The 17,276-nt window shown below is 60.7% G+C and carries 12 protein-coding genes and 2 pseudogenes; 5 read left to right on the forward strand and 9 right to left on the reverse strand.

The window, feature by feature from the left end; all coding sequences use genetic code 11:
- From EOA49_RS33025 to EOA49_RS33030, 3 genes are all read right to left on the reverse strand, one after another.
- Positions 1-1,519, reverse strand: a 1,519-nt coding sequence (locus tag EOA49_RS33025) for a DUF4347 domain-containing protein (RefSeq protein WP_206520152.1), incomplete at its 3' end; no start/stop codon positions are given.
- A gap of 92 nt (positions 1,520-1,611) precedes the next feature.
- The gene (locus tag EOA49_RS06975; protein WP_127239614.1) at positions 1,612-1,929 is read right to left on the reverse strand and encodes a hypothetical protein; all 318 of its coding nucleotides are present in this window, start codon (positions 1,927-1,929) and stop codon (positions 1,612-1,614) included.
- Between the two features lie 1,077 nt (positions 1,930-3,006).
- Positions 3,007-3,453: a hypothetical protein gene (locus tag EOA49_RS33030; RefSeq protein WP_206520155.1), complete on the reverse strand. Its 447-nt coding sequence runs from the start codon at positions 3,451-3,453 to the stop codon at positions 3,007-3,009.
- A 24-nt stretch (positions 3,454-3,477) separates the two neighbouring features.
- Here EOA49_RS33030 and EOA49_RS06980 point away from each other — a divergent pair, with 24 nt between their 5' ends.
- Together EOA49_RS06980 and EOA49_RS06985 are read left to right on the forward strand one after the other, a co-directional pair.
- The gene (locus EOA49_RS06980) at positions 3,478-6,765 is read left to right on the forward strand and encodes a glycosyltransferase (protein ID WP_206520157.1); all 3,288 of its coding nucleotides are present in this window, start codon (positions 3,478-3,480) and stop codon (positions 6,763-6,765) included.
- 90 nt (positions 6,766-6,855) lie between these two features.
- On the forward strand, positions 6,856-7,959 hold the full coding sequence (locus EOA49_RS06985; protein ID WP_067330623.1) for a glycosyltransferase: 1,104 nt from the start codon (positions 6,856-6,858) through the stop codon (positions 7,957-7,959).
- A gap of 59 nt (positions 7,960-8,018) precedes the next feature.
- Here the strand turns inward: EOA49_RS06985 and EOA49_RS06990 are convergent, their stop codons facing one another.
- A complete protein-coding gene (locus EOA49_RS06990) occupies positions 8,019-8,747 on the reverse strand; it encodes a glycosyltransferase family 25 protein (RefSeq protein ID WP_127239612.1) in 729 nt (242 codons plus the stop codon).
- A gap of 243 nt (positions 8,748-8,990) precedes the next feature.
- On the opposite strand from EOA49_RS06990, the gene EOA49_RS06995 reads away from it, so the two are divergent.
- The 3 genes and pseudogenes from EOA49_RS06995 to EOA49_RS07010 form a co-directional block, all read left to right on the forward strand.
- Complete coding sequence (locus EOA49_RS06995; protein ID WP_127239611.1) at positions 8,991-9,851, forward strand: hypothetical protein; 861 nt, start codon at positions 8,991-8,993, stop codon at positions 9,849-9,851.
- 876 nt (positions 9,852-10,727) lie between these two features.
- Positions 10,728-10,985: pseudogene (locus EOA49_RS07005) on the forward strand (transketolase C-terminal domain-containing protein); the annotation flags it as partial.
- A 24-nt stretch (positions 10,986-11,009) separates the two neighbouring features.
- A pseudogene (locus EOA49_RS07010) lies at positions 11,010-11,210 on the forward strand (dehydrogenase); the annotation flags it as partial.
- A 134-nt stretch (positions 11,211-11,344) separates the two neighbouring features.
- Here EOA49_RS07010 and EOA49_RS07015 read toward each other — a convergent pair.
- The 5 genes from EOA49_RS07015 to EOA49_RS07035 all read right to left on the reverse strand — a co-directional run bounded on the left by EOA49_RS07015 (position 11,345) and on the right by EOA49_RS07035 (position 17,208).
- On the reverse strand, positions 11,345-12,760 hold the full coding sequence (locus EOA49_RS07015; RefSeq protein ID WP_127239610.1) for an aspartate ammonia-lyase: 1,416 nt from the start codon (positions 12,758-12,760) through the stop codon (positions 11,345-11,347).
- Positions 12,761-12,844: 84 nt separating this feature from the next.
- Complete coding sequence (locus EOA49_RS07020; RefSeq protein ID WP_127239609.1) at positions 12,845-14,341, reverse strand: GMC family oxidoreductase; 1,497 nt, start codon at positions 14,339-14,341, stop codon at positions 12,845-12,847.
- A 9-nt stretch (positions 14,342-14,350) separates the two neighbouring features.
- Complete coding sequence (gene ugpC / locus EOA49_RS07025) at positions 14,351-15,451, reverse strand: sn-glycerol-3-phosphate ABC transporter ATP-binding protein UgpC (RefSeq protein ID WP_095826377.1); 1,101 nt, start codon at positions 15,449-15,451, stop codon at positions 14,351-14,353.
- Between the two features lie 4 nt (positions 15,452-15,455).
- The gene (locus tag EOA49_RS07030; RefSeq protein WP_127239608.1) at positions 15,456-16,334 is read right to left on the reverse strand and encodes a carbohydrate ABC transporter permease; all 879 of its coding nucleotides are present in this window, start codon (positions 16,332-16,334) and stop codon (positions 15,456-15,458) included.
- Complete coding sequence (locus EOA49_RS07035; protein ID WP_164746647.1) at positions 16,324-17,208, reverse strand: sugar ABC transporter permease; 885 nt, start codon at positions 17,206-17,208, stop codon at positions 16,324-16,326. Before EOA49_RS07035 ends, EOA49_RS07030 begins: the two co-directional genes overlap by 11 nt.
- Between the last annotated feature and the right edge of the window lie 68 nt (positions 17,209-17,276).

Genomic DNA, 17,276 nt, shown 5'->3' on the forward strand with positions numbered 1-17,276 from the left:
TGGCGCCGGTCGCACCTGTGGCGCCGGTTGCTCCGGTCGAGCCGGTTGCGCCCGTTGCTCCGGTATCGCCGGTGGCGCCAGTCGCACCCGTGGCTCCGGTCGCACCTGTGGCACCGGTTGCTCCGGTCGCGCCGGTCGAGCCGGTGGCGCCTGTAGCTCCGGTCGCGCCCGTCGAGCCCGTTGCTCCGGTATCGCCGGTGGCGCCGGTCGCACCTGTGGCGCCGGTTGCTCCGGTATCGCCGGTGGCGCCCGTAGCGCCAGTCGCACCCGTACCGCCTGTAGCGCCAGTGGCGCCGGTATCACCGGTGGCGCCAGTCGCGCCTGTGGCGCCGGTTGCACCTGTATCGCCGGTGGAGCCGGTAGCGCCTGTTGCTCCGGTCGCGCCAGTCGAGCCCGTGGCTCCAGTATCACCCGTAGCGCCAGTCGCACCTGTAGCACCGGTCGCGCCAGTTGCTCCGGTGGCGCCCGTTCCACCCGTGGCGCCCGTCGCACCCGCGCCGGTTGCGCCCGTGGCGCCCGTTGCTCCGGTGGCGCCCGTCGCGCCTGTTGCACCCGCGCCGGTTGCGCCCGTGGCGCCTGTTGCTCCGGTGGCGCCGGTCGCGCCCGTTGCACCCGCGCCCGTGGCGCCGGTCGCACCCGTGGGGCCGGTCGCGCCAGCCGGGCCGGTCGGGCCTACTTGACTCGTGACGGCGAGACTGCCCCCATTGAATGTATCGCCATTGTCACCATTGTTACCAGCGTCGGTCGCAAAATTGTAAGTATTACCGGCGGCAGGCGTTAGCGTACCGTATAGCTCGAAGCCGCTGGTGTAAATTTGATAAGTATGGGTTGTATCAGGTACTGTAATAGTTATTGCAAAATTGAACGCCACTCCATTGTTCGACTGAGGAAGAACGAAACTTCCAACAATGGTATCTGGATTGGCAGTAGTATCAATAAGATAAAACGTATTTATGCTTTTACTGTTGCCATCGGCTACAGTGCCGGTAAGCGTCAGATTACCCGCCACCAGGAGCCCGATGTAACTTGCTACGCCAACTGGGGTCAGCGGCGGCAGGGGCGCCGACGCGCCCGCACGTGCGGGTAGTTCCCACGCACCGCCCAGGACTGCCGCACCGACAAGCGAACTGGACGCGCAGACATCCACGCCGACGGCCGCTTCCAAAGCGTCGACGAACGCATCGCCCGCCTTTCCCAGCGCCGTCTCGCAGCTCCATAGCCGCAGTTCCCCGTCCGCAGCGAGCGCCCTGCCGATTGCGGCGAATTCCTCAGCCGCCCCCTTCAACGTCCCGACCGACCATTCTCCTGAAGCGAAAACAACCCGACCAGGTGCGCCGTGCGCGATGATGTGGACCGCGTGCAGTTCTTCGTGCCCTCTCAGCGCCGCAGCCATCTGCGCCGCCGGCGCTTGACGGCCATCGACCAGGATGGCCTCGACCCCCGGCCGGACGTTGCTCAGAACAGTCTCGAGATCGGAGATCGAAGGATCCACAAAGAGAATTTCAGAGGCACGGGCCATGACTGGCTCCTGTTCGCTTCCAATTCATTTCAAAAGGGAAACCGCCCACCGGCTTAGTCGGCGAGCGGCGCGGAAATGGCGCTTGGCCGCGGTCATCTTCCGGACGGCCCGATGGCGCCGCTTGGGCGGCCAACGAGGGGAGTCTCCACACGGAGGAAGCCGGAGGCTTGGAAATTCCCGCCATCGTCAAATGTGCCGATCGCGAGAGAGCCGGCGGTGCTCGGAACCTTGACGGTTATAGCGACAGCGTGGCTTCGCTTGACGGCAGCGGGAAGAATGACCTGGCCGACGATCGCGTTCTTGGCGGCATCCAGAATGAAATAGGTTATATGCTCGGTGGCGTCGCCGATGGGCAAAACGCCCCTAACGGTCACGTCCATTGCAGTAGACGAAGTTGCGTAGGTCATCATGCACTCCCCGATTAGCGGCGGCTGATGCCGCGGCTTCTCCTGCTTGACACTTGATTTTCAATCACCGCAGTGCTGCCCCCGACCCGACGGGCTTGGCCGCAAGGCCGCACGAAAGCTCGCGCGCGAAGACGTGATGGGCTGCAGCCTTTGCTCCAGACGACTCCCGGTCCGATCGGCCGGCAGCAAGTCGCAGACGGCGCCGTTCGCCGACGGCACTCGGCTTGAATAGCTCTGTTGAAATCTGGTTTGGATGCGGGGCACGGCAGCAGCCCGTCGCACCTTGCAGCAACCAATTCCCCACCGGCGCATAGATGGGTACGGCCAGCGGCGCTTAGTTGCGGATATGCTTGAAGTTTGTCGAAGCGGCGGGCTTCAAACTCCCTGGGAAACGCACGTGACATCACGTGATACACGATTCACTCCCGTCACGGCTGACGCCGATCTCTTGGCGAAAACTCGCGAGAGAACTCCGGAGTGGAAAACCCGTTCGACCCGAACAAAAAAGACAAACGCTCACACGGCCGCGCGCTCACCAACGCACGTGCCTTAGTCGTCCGCGACTTTGGCCTTGCTACTCCCGAAACCCTCTGGCTTGACTCCCCTACGACTTCCGCAGAATGCCAGCTACCCACGACCTGTGGGCCCCCCTCACAGCAGCAAATTAGTAAATTTGAAAATTAGCGATCTGTAAACTATGGGAGCGACTAAACTGGCCTACCTCTAAAGTATTAGGTCGTGAAATATTACAGACCGAAACTCTAGAAAATATTTTTGAAATCCAGAACTTAACCCGCACCCCGGAATTTGCGTCAAACCCAGAAACGTGATCGAGCTTGAGCACTGCCATCCCCGTCGGGGCGTCGCGACGGGGTCGACGCCAACCACCGCTTCGTCGATCTTGACGTCGCTTGGCAAATGGCGGTGAAGTGGGCGGAGATCGTCTGAGGACCTTAGCCGCTCCAGTGGCGGGACAAGTAGACAACGGGAGCTTCGAGACGGCTCCGCGAATTCATCCGCGGCACGCAGAGAATGGCATTGCTTGAACGTCGCGCAACGTCAGAGCGAGAGATGGCAATTTCACGGATGACCACGGGCAAGCGACTTTGCCTGAACATGATCGTCAAGAACGAGATGGCGAACCTGCAGCGCTGTCTGGGGGCGGTTGTCGACCACATCGACTGCTGGGTCATCGGCGACACCGGGTCGACCGACGGGACCCAGGATTACATCAGGGCTTTCTTCGCCGATCGCGACCTGCCCGGGGAGTTGCATCAGTTCCCCTTCGAAAATTTCGAGCAGGCCCGCAACGCCGCGCTCGATCATGCATATGCTTCGTCGCTCGCCTTTGATTATCTGCTTTTTGACGACGCCGACATGGAGTTGGTCGTCGAGGACGCGGGCTTCCGAGCGCAGCTCGACTGTCCTGGCTATCGGCTGCTCCAGCGCTCCGGTTCCGACCTCGCCTATTGGAACACCCGCATCGTCAGGCGCGATGCCGGCGCCCGCTACCGTGGCGTGACGCATGAATATCTCGACGTTCCCGGCGACGTGAAGGAACTGCAGGGCGTTTGGTACAAGGACCATGCCAGCGGATCGAACCGCGTCGACAAGTTCGAGCGCGACATCAAGCTCCTGCTGGAGGCGCTGGAAAAAGACCCGGAGAACCACCGATACTGGTTTTACCTGGCGCAGTCCTACCGCGACGCCGGACGCACGGCCGAGGCGGCGGTGGCCTACGCCAAACGCGCGGCGATGGGCGGCTGGGACGAGGAAGCATGGAACGCCCGGCTGCAGGAGGCGCGCTGCCTAAGAAAGCTCGGGGACGACGCAGGCTTCGTTCGCCAGGCGCTTGCTGCCTTCAATCAGCGCCCGCAACGTACCGAACCCCTCTACGACCTCGCGCGGTTCCATCGCGAGAAGGGGATGAATGACGCCAGCGTGCTGTTTTCGGAAGCCGGTCTGGCGATCAGGAAACCGGAGCAAGACATCCTGTTTCTCGAGGATTTCATCTACACGACGGGCCTTCGCGAGGAATACGCGATCGCGGCAAACTACGCGAGCGATCCATTGCGCAAGGACCGCGGGTTCGCAGTGTGCAATTGGCTGGCGCTGAGCCGCAGCATCGCCGACGGTTCCCGCGATCTGGCGCGCTCCAACCTGTTCTTCTACATCCAGCCCGCCAAGACGATGATGCCATCGTTCACTGCGCAACCGGTCGGCTTCATGCCGCCCGACGGCTATCGGCTCTCAAACCCCTCCGTGGCTCGCTGGGACAACCAGATCGTAGTGTTGCAGGGGGCCATCACCTTGGCGGCGGCGGAAGAGAACCTCCGGGCTCGAGCGCCGGATCGAGCGGCGGTGCACACACGCAATTTCTTGCTGCGCATCGACAGCGAATTCGGGATCGCGTCGGCCGATGAGATTTCACAGCCGACCGACTTGCCGCGACCTGCTTACGGCTGCGGCCTCGAGGCCATGCGCCCGTTTGCCTGGGAGGGGCAATTGTGGAGCAGCGCCTATATGCGCGCGTCGGCCGCAGAAGGCGAACCAGTCATCGCGCGCATCGACCACGGCGGGCCTGCACCATACCGGATGACCGACTGGCGTGTGCTCCGGCCGATCGGTGCGAAGGTGAACGGCAACAACTGGCTCCCCCTCGTCAAGCCGGCTGGCATCGGCACCGACCGGGAGCGGCTGCAGTTCCTTTCTGTGGGTGATTCCATCCGCATTGTCGGCGATCAAGGGCAGACGATATCGGAAAAGCCGTCTTCCGTCGCTGCCGACCAGCTCAAGGGAGGCACCCAGGCGATCGCCTTCGAAGGCGGATGGCTGACACTCGCGCACGAGACGCGGGCAAGGCCGGACGGGGCTCAGCCATACTGCCAGCACCGCTTCGTCTGGTTGGACGAAACAGGTTGCTTGGCAAAGATCAGCCGGCCGTTCTTCTTCAATGAAAAGGGGGGTGAATTTGCCGCCGGCCTAGCCTGGCACCCAAAAGACGAGCGCCTGCTGATTTCGTACGGCGTCGCCGAGAGCGAAGCGTGGATCGCCGCCGTCGATGCCTCGGAGGTAAGCTCGCTGCTGGAGAGGACCGACTATTTGTTCGGAAGCGAGGCATATTGGAGCTCACTTGCGACGACGTCGGCGGACGGTGCGACCATACAAATTGCGGCGGCTCAGCAGCGCAAAGAACCCGGCGACCTCCATCAACAAACCCGGCCTGACAGCGGACTCCCGAAGGAGGCGAGCAGGATTGTCCTCTCCGGCAATGCGAAAGGCACAGAGGAGGTCCTGCTCGAGCTGGCGCCGTTCCTTCGCTTCGCAGACTCGCCGCATGAGCGTCGCGATCAATCCTGGGCGTTCGATAGCCGGATAGCCCCCTTCCTGGACAGGGGAGATGCCGCGCTGCCTCAGATCCACTGCTTTTACGAGGTGCTTTCCGACACTGCGAAGCATCTGACCTTGATTGCCGCCACCACGTCGATGCGCGCCGCAGGCCATCCCGTGAGGGTCTGGAGCTACTCGCCGAACAAGCTTCAATTCCTCGTGCCGCTCGGCGTCGAGGTACGCGCCGCGGATGACGTGATGCCGCGCAGCTTGTTCGAGCGAATGGTCGCCGGCTCCGAGATCCGCTATTTCAGCGACGCCTTTCGCTACGCCGTGCTTTACGAACATGGCGGGTTGTGGATGGATTGCGACGTGGTCATGCTGCGACCGTTTCCGTTCCGCGGCGATTACTTTTTCAATCTGCAATGGCGCGGCGGGCACCAAGGCCACTTCGTCTGCGGCAACGTCATCTATGCCGAAGCCTTCAGCCCCCATTTGAGAGCGCTCTACGAGATGTCAATCGAGCGGTTCTTCGGTGAGAGCGGCAAGGGATTTGGCGAAATCGGCCCGAAACTGCTCTCCGACTACATTGCTTCGGATCAAGGCGCCGAGCTGCGCGATTGGGTCTTCGGGCCGATGTTCTTTAACGCGATCGATTGGACCGAGATAGGCGAGTTCGAAAAGCCGCTCGCCGATTTGGCTGTCTACCTGAATGATGAGCGTGTCTTCGGAACACACCTGTGGACGGCACGAAATGAGGCTCGCTCGGGCGGGGAAGGAGCGCCGCTCATCTCCTTGCTGGTCGAGCCGCTGCGGAGCTTTCCCACACTCATCGATCTTGCTGATCGCTTCAACACCGACAAGAACCGCCATACCGGCAACCGGCATGCTTACGCACGCGTCTACGAGCGGCTGCTGTCCAGCCGGAGACTTTGCATGCGGAGGCTATTGGAGATCGGCCTTTGTCGCATCGCCGCGGAAGGCGACCAGTCCGAGACCCCCTCGGTCGCGCTCTGGCAATCCTATTTTCCTTACGCCGAGGTGATCGGTGTCGACCTGACGGATTTTTCTCAGTTCAACAATGAGAGGTTCAAGTCTTTCGTCTGCGATCAATCCAAGCTGGAGGATCTGCGCTCGGTCGCGGCGAAGCTGGAACCGGGCTCGCTTGACGTGATTATCGACGACGGCAGCCACGCCTCGTTCGACGAGCAACTGACGCTGCGCGAATTCTTCCCGCTGCTCGCAGAGGGTGGATGGTATTTCATCGAAGACCTCGACTGGCAGCCAACAAGCGAAAATGCCGTTGAAATCACACTCACCAAGCATCTCTTGCGAGAAATCCAACAGCACGGCACGGCCCGATCAATCGACCCGGTCGGTATCAGCGACCTTGCCGATCAGTTCGCCGAAATCCGGTTCTTCGACAGCCATTTCGAGCTTAGCCAGGCAAAATTGCTCGGAGGGCTAGTGGCGATCCGCAAGCGCGGAGGCGTCGGCCTTGTTCGATGAGCGTCACAGGGCGGTGCGGTCGGGTTCGGGCGAGTCCAGCCGTTCAGCGGGAGGTCGCTTAGCGACTGCGTCCAATCGCGGACCCCTTCCTTGAAGATAGCGGTCTACACCATCGCGTTGAACGAAGCCGCACATGTCGAGAGGTGGGCAAATTCGGCCGTCGGCGCCGACTATCGGATAGTCGCCGACACCGGCAGCACCGACGACACGGTATCCCGACTGATCAACGCCGGCGTCACCGTGCACCGGATCGCGGTCCGCCCATGGCGCTTCGATGACGCCCGAAATGCCGCCCTGGCACTCATCCCCGCCGACGTCGACGTGTGCTGCACGATGGACATGGACCGTTTCCTCGAGCCCGGCTGGCGCCCCAAGCTGGAGGCGGCCTGGAGACCCGAAACGACAGCCCTCTATTGCCAGACGATCTATAGAGCGAGTGTCGACGACCCCAGACCGTTGCGGCAATGGGCCACCAAGAATTTTCACCATCGCTGGGGATATCGCTTCAAGCGCCCCGTCCATGAGGCCCTCGTCTTCACCGGAGAAAGGGAGGTGGTCACGACCAGCAACGACCTGGTCATGTTCGAGGTGCAGGACCTGGCCAAGCCAACCAGGAGCAGCTACCTGCCTCTGATGGAGGTTGCCTACAAGGAAGATCCCGACGACGCACAGATGTGTTTCTGGCTCGGGCGGGACCTGATGTGGGCCAACCGGCCCGACGAGGCCGTTCAATTGCTTGAGCGCTACCTTGGCTTGCCGACAAGCACCTGGGGCGAGGAACGGTCAGAAGCGATGCGCTACATCGCACGCATGATGCCGGACCAGAGATTGGTGTGGTTGGACAAAGCGCGAATGGAAGCGCCGCATCGGCGCGAGATCTGGGCCGACCTTGCGGAGGAACTCCACGGCAGGGCCGACTGGTTGAATCTGTTCTGGGCGTGCAGCAACGGAATCGAAAACACCCGTCGCACCGGAAGCTATCTCGATGACCCGAACTGCTGGGGCTTTCGGCTGTTTGATCTGGGCGCCATCGCCTCATGGCACCTGAATGCGATGGACCGTGCTGTGGAATGGGGGCAGATGGCGCTCGAGCTTGACCCGGGCAATGAGCGTCTCAGGAACAACCTCGATTTCTTCATTCGGCGCCGGCACGAAGATCGAGCAGCGCCGCTCGGCGAAGAAGGTGTTCGGTGAAGGCTATCGGTTGCCTGACGGGACGGACTGGCCGACTGCGGTCAACGCCAGCCTGTCGCTCACGTATTGATCCGTACCGATTCCTCCGGCCGTTCGTCACTGATGACAAGCGGTGGCAAGCACACATAGGCTTTGAGCGAGGGCATCACGCCCGCCATGATGCAATCGATGCCTGCATTGTTCAGCCTTAGGCCGAAGCCTGCAAAATCCACGATCATCGGCCGTATCGGAAGGCACCACTCCAACAGCGCGCGCGCGCCACGTGGCGAGACGGAGTAACAAACCGTGCCGAGCAGATAGCGCGCTCGAAGCAGAGCAGGTTCGATTGCCGCCTCCTGGAAGTCAGCAATATGCGTCATGACTTCGCCCGGAAAGAACTCCAGCCTGGCACCGGTTCCGCCAGGAAGGGCATCTAGCCAAGCATAGCATCGCAGACTTGCACTCCACAGGATGAAATCCCACTCGGCCGGGATGTTCGCCAAGAGCGCGTTCGTATGTCGTTCGAACTCGCGAGAGAAGATCGCATCATCTTCGGCAACCGTTATCACCTTGTGCCGACCGACGGCCTCTCTCCAGAGCGTCACGTGCGAGATGGCGCAGCCCAGACTCCCAGGCGCATACTCCAAATCCGAACTGATAACCCTACGCTCTATCAGCTTGTCGCGGTCGATGGATTTTCCGTCAAATCCGGAGAACCTCCGGACTTCCGGCAGGTGCGAGTTCAACTTGCGAAATTTATCCAGCCGCCCGACACTTCGATCGAGATTGATTACATAAATCTCCGACATGACGCTTTTAGCCCCATTTTGGCGATGGTTCGTCCATTCACTCACTTTGCATCGAGCGAACCAGCTTGCGCCCCGGCCTCCACTTGAGAGAACTTCAAGTCTAGCCGGATCGGTGGTAGCTGGCGAGACGGCTTGGACCAGGCATTCGAACTTTTGGAGGATTTGCGTCCGCCAACTGGAGAGGCTATGAGGCGCCGAGATTTGGCGGTTGGCATCATCGTTGCGGCAGCATCGGCTACCGCAATGGCAAAGTTTTCGGCCATCCTGGACCCGGGCTATGCAGCTATGCCATCCCCCCGGAATAAGACACCCGCGACGCTTCTGTCCGCCCCGCTCGAACTCGCGGGCAATTGGGGCCGCATGCTCCCGCAAGCGGCAGAACAGGTCGTTGAAAAGGCGCGGCGCGTCTGCCTAGACGGCATCCGACTGCTGTCTGATCGCCAGCCGGCAAGGCTCCGCGTCGACCGCCATGGCACCGGACAGCCGGCGATCTGGCTGCATCCCGACGGCAGCAGTATGGCCTGGATCATTGTCGACATCGGCGAACGGGACTGGTCGAAGCTTGCCTACCAGTTCGGCCATGAACTCGGCCATGTGCTTGCCAACAGCTGGCAGGCCGATGCGAAGCCGGCACCGCCTTGCCAATGGCTGGAGGAAGCCATGGTGGAGGCCTTCTCGCTGCGAGGCCTGGGACGCCTGGCGAAAGACTGGAAACAGGACCCGCCTTTCGCAGGTGACAACGCTTTCGGCGATGCCATTGCCGAATATCGTGGGAACATAATCAAACGCTATACCGCGCTCGCCGACAGCCAGGGACTTACCCGAGATGCTGCGACGTGGTTCGCCGACCACCGAAACGAGATCGAAGTTCCAGGTCTCAATCCGTTCGCGCAAGCAATGTGCCCGACCATTCTCGCAGAATACGAACAGGTTCCCGATTGCGTTGAGGCGCTGGGCGCGCTCAACCGCTGGCCTGGCCGCAGCGGGGTTCCAATCGCCGAATATCTCCGCCGATGGAAAAAGAGCTGTACCGAATTGGACGCCTCGCCGCACCTGCCGGTCCGACTCCAGCAATTGTTGCATGTTACCCGGGAGCGACGCTAACCAAAGCTCGGCAATGTGGCGGGAATCTTGTGATCGGACACATACGGGGGCCTGCGCGGACGCTACGGGTCTCCAAAAAAGCAGGGACGAGAACGCCCAAGCCGGCAGTTGGTCAGCGGCCGTCTGTATGTCGTGGCTGATGTGGAAGGGATTGTTGCTTGGCAGCGTCCGGATCGGTCTCCTTCGCCTTCGGCTCGGAGTGTCGCCGACCATATACAAGCCTGAACACAATCGCGAGATAGCCGACCTGCAACAGAAGCGCGGCTAGGAGGCTCCAGGCAATGCTCATCCAGACGGACCCTGTGACCTCATAGGCCCAGGTTCCGACTACGCTCGACGTGATAAGCATTCCGACCAGAAACTGAGGAAAGTACATCTCCCCAATCCTGCTTCCAGGCACTCGAGGCGAAAATTTCACTATTTTAGCAATCGAGCAAGTATCGCCATCTGTACCAATTTCGACGCAGCACCGAGTTTCTCATTCGAGCAGCACGGTAACGGAAGACGCTGGAACGTCAGGTCGAAAGCTTGGAGGATGACGTGTTCCTAGGAGAATTCCGAGTTGGAAGGCGAGCGGATGTCCGGCGGGGTGGCGATATCAAACAAGGTCGCCAGCGCGTACACACCCGCCGGAGAGTGAGCGACTGACGAAGATGTGGGGACTTTGCGTGGGCCTTTCTGCACCGATTCCTGCCGCAGTACGCCGTTCGTTTCGCTTTTCCATTTCTCCCCCGAAACGAAGACGTAAGCCTTACCCGCGAACTCGCCATTAGAAGGACGCAAAAAGGCGGACCAGGGAATACCGGGTCCGCCTTGTCTGCCGACGGGCTTCGGGGAGGAAGGCTGGGTTCGACAAACTATCCGAGGCAATCTCAGCTGGACAATGAGAGAATTCTTGCGGCCGCGCGCCAAGCTGGCCGGCTGGTGGTGGTGGCGGAAAACCACACCGTCATAGGCGGACTGGGTGAAAGTGTCGCCGCATTGCTTATGCGCGAGGGCGTGACACCCGCCTTTCGGCAGATCGCCCTTCCCGACGAGTTTTTGGACGCCGGTGCTCTGCCGACACTTCACGATCGGTACGGCATCTCGACAACTGAGGTCGTGCGCCGTATTCGCGAATGGACGGGTAAGTGAGGCACGATCTCGGCTCTGCTCTTGATGACGGTGATCGGCAGCCGTAACGCCACCAGGAGCGATTTCGATCAGGTCGCCGCATCGATCCGGGACGGCGAAATACCGATTACCAGGCTCGTGACCCACCGGACCACTCTGGCCAAGAGCCCTCACGACATTGCGCGCTGGTCACGCGAGAAGGCTGGGCTGATCAAGGCTGTCATCGCCGTCCACGACAGGTCCTGACCAGCTGACGTAAGGGCCAGCAGTCTCTTGCGAGCGGCGCCTTACCCATTTGGCGCTGTGCGAACGGCATCCGCTGCGCCAAGCCCGACGACCGGGATGTCCCGGTCATCACTTCCGAGACAGTCTTCCAATCTTCAAGCCGGGGAGGCGTCGGGGAGACCAGCGAACTCAGCGCTGTTGCCAAAAATATGCTCAACCTGGTCGGGAAGCAGAACCCCCGCTTCTTCAACGACTTGGCGTAAGGTCCTCTTCCCTGCCAAAGCGCGCTTGGACAATTCGGCTGCTTTGCCGTAGCCGATCAGTTTTGCTAAGGGCGTTGCCAGAACGAGGGATTGATCAAGCAGCGCTCTGCAACGATCAAAATCGACTTCGATCCCGTCCACGCAGCGCTCTTTGAAAATCCGCATTCCTCTCGTCAACAACCGCATGGATTGCAGGATGTTCAAGACGATCACCGGCTCCATTGCATTCAACTGAAGCTGGCCCGCGCTTGCGGCCAGTGTCACGGTAAGATCGTTGCCAATCACCTGGAAGCTGAGTTGGTTCACCATCTCAGGAATGACGGGATTGATTTTACCCGGCATGATCGAAGAGCCGGCCTGCACGGGTGGCAATCGAATCTCGCCCAGTCCGCCAAGCGGCCCACTGCTAAGCAGGCGCAAATCGTTGCAGATCTTGGTCAGCTTGACTGCGATGCGCTTCAGCATGCCCGAAAAGGAAACGAAGCCGCCGGTGTCCGACGTTGCCTCGATGAAATTACGGGCAGCAACAAGCTGAATGCCTGATATTCGCGACAGATGACCGCAAACGATGCCTGGGAACTCGCGGGGCACGTTAATCGAGGTGCCGATCGCCGAGCCCCCAAGGTTGATTTCCAACAACAATCTCGCGACCGACTGAAGTTGGACGATATCTTCGTCGATGAGTTCAGCAAAGGCTTCGAACTCCTGCCCAACTGTCATGGGCACGGCGTCCTGAAGCTGAGTTCGGCCAACCTTGAGCTCATTCGCGTGCTGGAGCGCCTTGGCGCGAAACGCATCACGCAAATTGACTTGTGCCGATACGAGCCCGTCGCAGGCCCGCAAAACCGTCAGACGGATTGCGGTCGGATACACATCGTTTGTCGACTGGGAAAGGTTTACGTCGTCGTTGGGGTGCAGCCTTGCGTAATCGCCAATTTTGGCGCCGAGTTTGATCAGGGCCAGGTTGGTCACAACCTCGTTGACGTTCATGTTTGTCGACGTACCGGCCCCTCCCTGCATCATGTCAACCGGGAAGTTTTCTTCGATCCCCTTCAGTTCGATGATATCGCCGCACGCATCTGAGATAGCCTGGGCCTTTTCGGGCGAGAGCAGTCCGAGTTCCATGTTTGCAAGACAAGCAGCCTTTTTCACCATCGCCATCGACTGGATGAACTCGGGAAAATCCTTCAGCCGCAGCCCGGACACATCGAAGTTCTGTTCTGCTCGACGGGTGTGCACGCCATAGAGCACGTGGCCCGGTACAGCGAGCGGTCCGATCAGATCCGTTTCGATACGGTCGGCAATCATGGTTGCTAACTCCGCTCAGCCAAGACCTCGGGCGTCACCCACGCAGGTGCAAGATTCACAAGTCTGGATACTAAGATGAGGTCCTCACGACCGGCTGATGACGGCGCCAGCCTTGATGGCGAGCGCCGCGATAGTCAGTGCCGGGTTGACGGCCGCGGATGTCGGAAGCACAGAAGCGTCGGTTACATAGAGGTTTGCAATTTCGTGGGAACGGCAATCAGGCGACACAACCGACGTCTCCGGATCGCTTCCAAGCCTGGCAGTGCCACACTGGTGCGAAGTCGTCTTTCTGCCGAAGGTTCGAGTAAGAACGATGGGGAAGCCCGCCCTTCGCATCACACCTCGCGTCCTGCGGATCAGCAGCTCGTGCGCTCGCATGTTGCTGCGAACCCAATGCATGACGATGCGGCCATTCTGAACCGTGACCCGGCTCTCTGGATTGGGCAGGTCCTCGCTGGTCAAGAACCAGCCATAGCAATTGCGGGCTATCAGCCCCGCCAGCCACCGTGGAAGCAAGGGCGCGTTGGCCTTGAGGATGTTACCGGTGATATGTCCAAGCAATTGCACGTTGCCAAGCGGGAAACCTGTTTCCGGATCGGCGTTATAGAAGTCGTTGAATGCCAGGGTCTTCTGGTAGACCGACGTATTGGCCGACCGCGGATCGATCGCCAGCATGGCGGTGGTATTGTGGTTCATGAAGTTGCGGCCGAGTTGGTCGGAGCCGTTGGCCAGCCCGCGCGGATGTGCGGCATTCGCCGAGCGCAGCAAGAGCGCCGCGCTCTGGACCGCGCCGGCCGCAACGGCGAAGATACCAGCGCTGATCCGCCGCTCAACACCATCCTTTAGAAACACTGCGGCAGTCACCTTGCGACCCATCGGGTCGGTTTCCAGCCGCACGACATTGGCCCCGGTCACGAGACTGACGTTGCTGCTGTTCAACGCGGCAGTCAGCGGTCCAACTTCGGCGTCGATCTTGCCGGAACCCGTGTTGGGAAACGCATCCCAACCGGTCTTTGCGCGGCGAAGCCACTCATTGATGTCGATAGCCAGGGGAAGGCTGGCTGGATGGATCCCCGCCTCTTTCAAGCGAGCGCGCACGGCCGCTATGGCCGGCTCGTCGGGTACCGGCGGAAAACGATAAGGACCGGTGCGCGGCGGCTCGGTGGGATCCTGCGTGGGGTCACCCCGCACCTTGAAAATCGCCTCGGCTCGCTCGTACCAGGGCTCGAGCTCCTCGTAGGTGATCGGCCATCCAGGCGAGGCGCCGTCCATGTGCGGGCGGGGCGAGAAATCCTCAAGCCTGTAGCGGTACATCACCGCGCCGAAGAATTTGGAATTGCCTCCAACATAGTAATAGTTGCCGGGCAGGAAAGCCTGCCCATCGTCGCCGAGCCACTCTTCGGTCGAACGGTAGAAGCCCTCGAGAAATATCGCCCGGTCGTCGCGCGCCTGGGGCGCGTCGCGCAGGTGCTCGCCACGTTCCAGAATCACGATGCGCCTGCCGGTGCCGGCCAGGCTATGGGCCAGGGAAGCGCCTCCTATGCCTGACCCGATAATGACGATATCAGCTGTTTGATCCACGTCGATGCCTCAGTCTATGCGTTGCTCATTGTCGGCATCGAACAGCACGATCTTGCCAGTATCGACCGCGAGGGTCGCCGAAGTGCGGGCTGCCACGGCCCTTGGCGGCACACGAGCTGTGACTTCGACCCCGCCTGCCTGGAAAAGAGCAAGCGTATCGGGGCCCGTAGGCTCGACAACGTCGATGTTTACCGTGACCGCTTGCGCGGCTTGCTCGCCGGCGACGCTGAACAACTCCGGACGAACGCCCAGCAGAATACTGCGCCCAGCGTATTTGGCTGCCGCTTGTGAAGACAAAGGGATGCCTGAGAGGCGGGCAGCCGCCCCACCTGGGACGTCGATCACCGCGACTGGCCGACCGTCTTCCACGTCAAGTCTCGCCGGAACGATGTTCATGGAGGGCGAGCCCACGAACTTGGCCACGTATACGTTCGCCGGCCGGTCGTAGACCGACTGCGGATCGTCAAGGTGCTGGACCACGCCGTCCTTCATCACGGCAACGCGCGTGGCGAGCGTCATGGCTTCGATCTGGTCATGCGTGACGTATACGATTGTGGTTCCCAATCGTGCATGAAGACGCTTGATCTCGGTTCGCATGTCGACGCGCAACTTGGCGTCCAGGTTGGATAAAGGTTCGTCGAACAGGAACAGCTTGGGTTGGCGCACGATCGCGCGCCCCATTGCCACGCGCTGGCGCTGGCCTCCCGAGAGTTGCGAGGGCTTCCTGTCCAGAAGATGCGTCATCTGGAGCAGGTCGGCCGCCGTCTTGACCGCCTTGTCCCGCTCGGCTTGCGGCACGCCGCGGATCTTCATGCCGAACTCGATGTTCTGGCGCACGGTCATCGTGGGATAGAGGGCGTAGGACTGGAACACCATGGCGATATCCCTGTCTTTCGGCGACAGGTCGTTGACAACCCTGCCGGCGATGCGGATTTCGCCACCTGAGATGTTCTCGAGGCCGGCGATCATGTTGAGCAGTGTGGACTTGCCACAACCCGAAGGGCCGAGCAGCACCAGGAAGTCGCCGGTGCCGATGGAGATACTGACCTCCTTCAGGACTTCGAGGTCACCGTAGAGCTTGCGGGCCCGATCGATTTCAAGCGTTGACATAGCACTAGCCTTTCACGGCGCCGGCGGTCAGACCGCGCACGAAGTAGCGTCCCGCGACGACGTAGACGAGAAGGGTGGGGATGGCGGCAATCATGGCGGCCGCCATGTCGACATTGTATTGCTTGCGCCCCATCGTCACGTTGACGATGTTGTTCAGCGCCACGGTGATCGGCGATGATTGCCCTGCGGTGAACGACACGCCGAAAAGAAAGTCGTTCCAGATCTGCGTGAATTGCCAGATGCAAGAGACCACGATGATGGGAAGCGCGGTCGGCAACATCACTGAAAAGAAGATCCGAAAGAACCCAGCTCCGTCGATTTGAGCCGCGCGGGTCAGTTCGTCCGGGATCGTGATGAAATAGTTCCGGAAGAACAGGGTCGTGAAGCTGATGCCGTATACGGTGTGAACCAGCACGAGACCCGGAATGGTGCCGGAAAGGTGGAGGCGACCAAGCAGCTGCGCCATGGGCAGGATAACGGCCTGGAACGGCAGGAAGCAGCCGAACAGCAACAATCCGAATGTCGCGTTCGCGCCGGCGAAACGCCACTTCGTGAGGATATAGCCGTTTATCGCGCCTATCCCCGTGGACAGGATGACGGCGGGCACGACCATCAGGATGGAATTGATGAAGTATGGCCGCAGTCCCGTGCAGGCCGTGCCAATGCAGGCCTCCTGCCATGCCTTGTTCCAAGCTTCGAAGGTGATCGCCTGAGGCACCCCGATGAAGGAGCCGCCATAGATTTCATCCAGCGACTTGAGCGAGGTGACGATCATCACCCAAAGCGGCATCAGGTAGAAGGCGGCGAGCGCGATCAGCGAGCCATAGATGCACAGGCGACCGATCTGGTGTGAACGACGCGCCGAGCGTGCTTCAGTGCGCATTGCGGTCCTCCCTCAATTCCGAATAGAGGTAGGGAACGATGATGGCTGCGACCGTCATCAGCATCATGATGGCGCTGGCGGCACCTACGCCCATCTGGTTGCGCCTGAACGTCGCGGCGAACATGAAGGTCGAGGGCATTTCGGTGGCGCTGCCAGGCCCGGCATTTGTGAGGGCCAGAACCAGGTCGAAGCTCTTGATCGAGATATAGCTCAGGAGGACGATGACGCTCAGGAATGCCGGGCGCAGCATCGGCACGATGACGCTGAGGTAGATTCGCGGCAGGCTGGCTCCCTCGATCTGCGCGGCCTTGATGATGGAAGTATCGATCGCTCGCAGCCCGGCCAGGAAAATGGCCATCGCGAACCCCGTCGATTGCCAGACCGCTGCGATCACCACGCAGTAGATTGCAAAGCTTGGTTGTGTGATCCAGTCGAAGACAAAACCGGTCCAGCCGAGCTCGTTGACGACCTTCTGCAGGCCGAGGTCCGGGTTCAGGATCCATTTCCAGGCTGTGCCCGTGACAATGAATGACAAGGCCATGGGATAGAGGTAGACGGCTCGCAGGAAGCCCTCCGCCCTCACCTTCTGGTCGAGCAGAATCGCGAGGAACAAGCCCAGTGCGATGGTGATCGCCAGGAACAACGCCGTAAAGATGAAGAGATTGGCGACTGCAGTGTGCCAGCGCGGGGTCGACCACAAACGGACATATTGCTCGAGCCCGACGAAGTCGAACTTCGGGACCATCTGGGACGAAGATAGCGAGATCCAGGCCGTCCAGACTATGAAGAGATAGACGGCAATCAGAACGGCCAGCAGGCTGGGCGACAGGACGAGCCGCGGCAGCCATAGGTCCAATTTGTTTTTGAACGACATGGGACTGACCAACCTCGCTATTGCCGAGCATTGTTGCGGACGGTGTCCCCGCCGGCACGATTGCCGGC

It is taken from the genome of Mesorhizobium sp. M1A.F.Ca.IN.020.04.1.1, assembly GCF_003997315.1.
Lineage (GTDB): Bacteria > Pseudomonadota > Alphaproteobacteria > Rhizobiales > Rhizobiaceae > Mesorhizobium.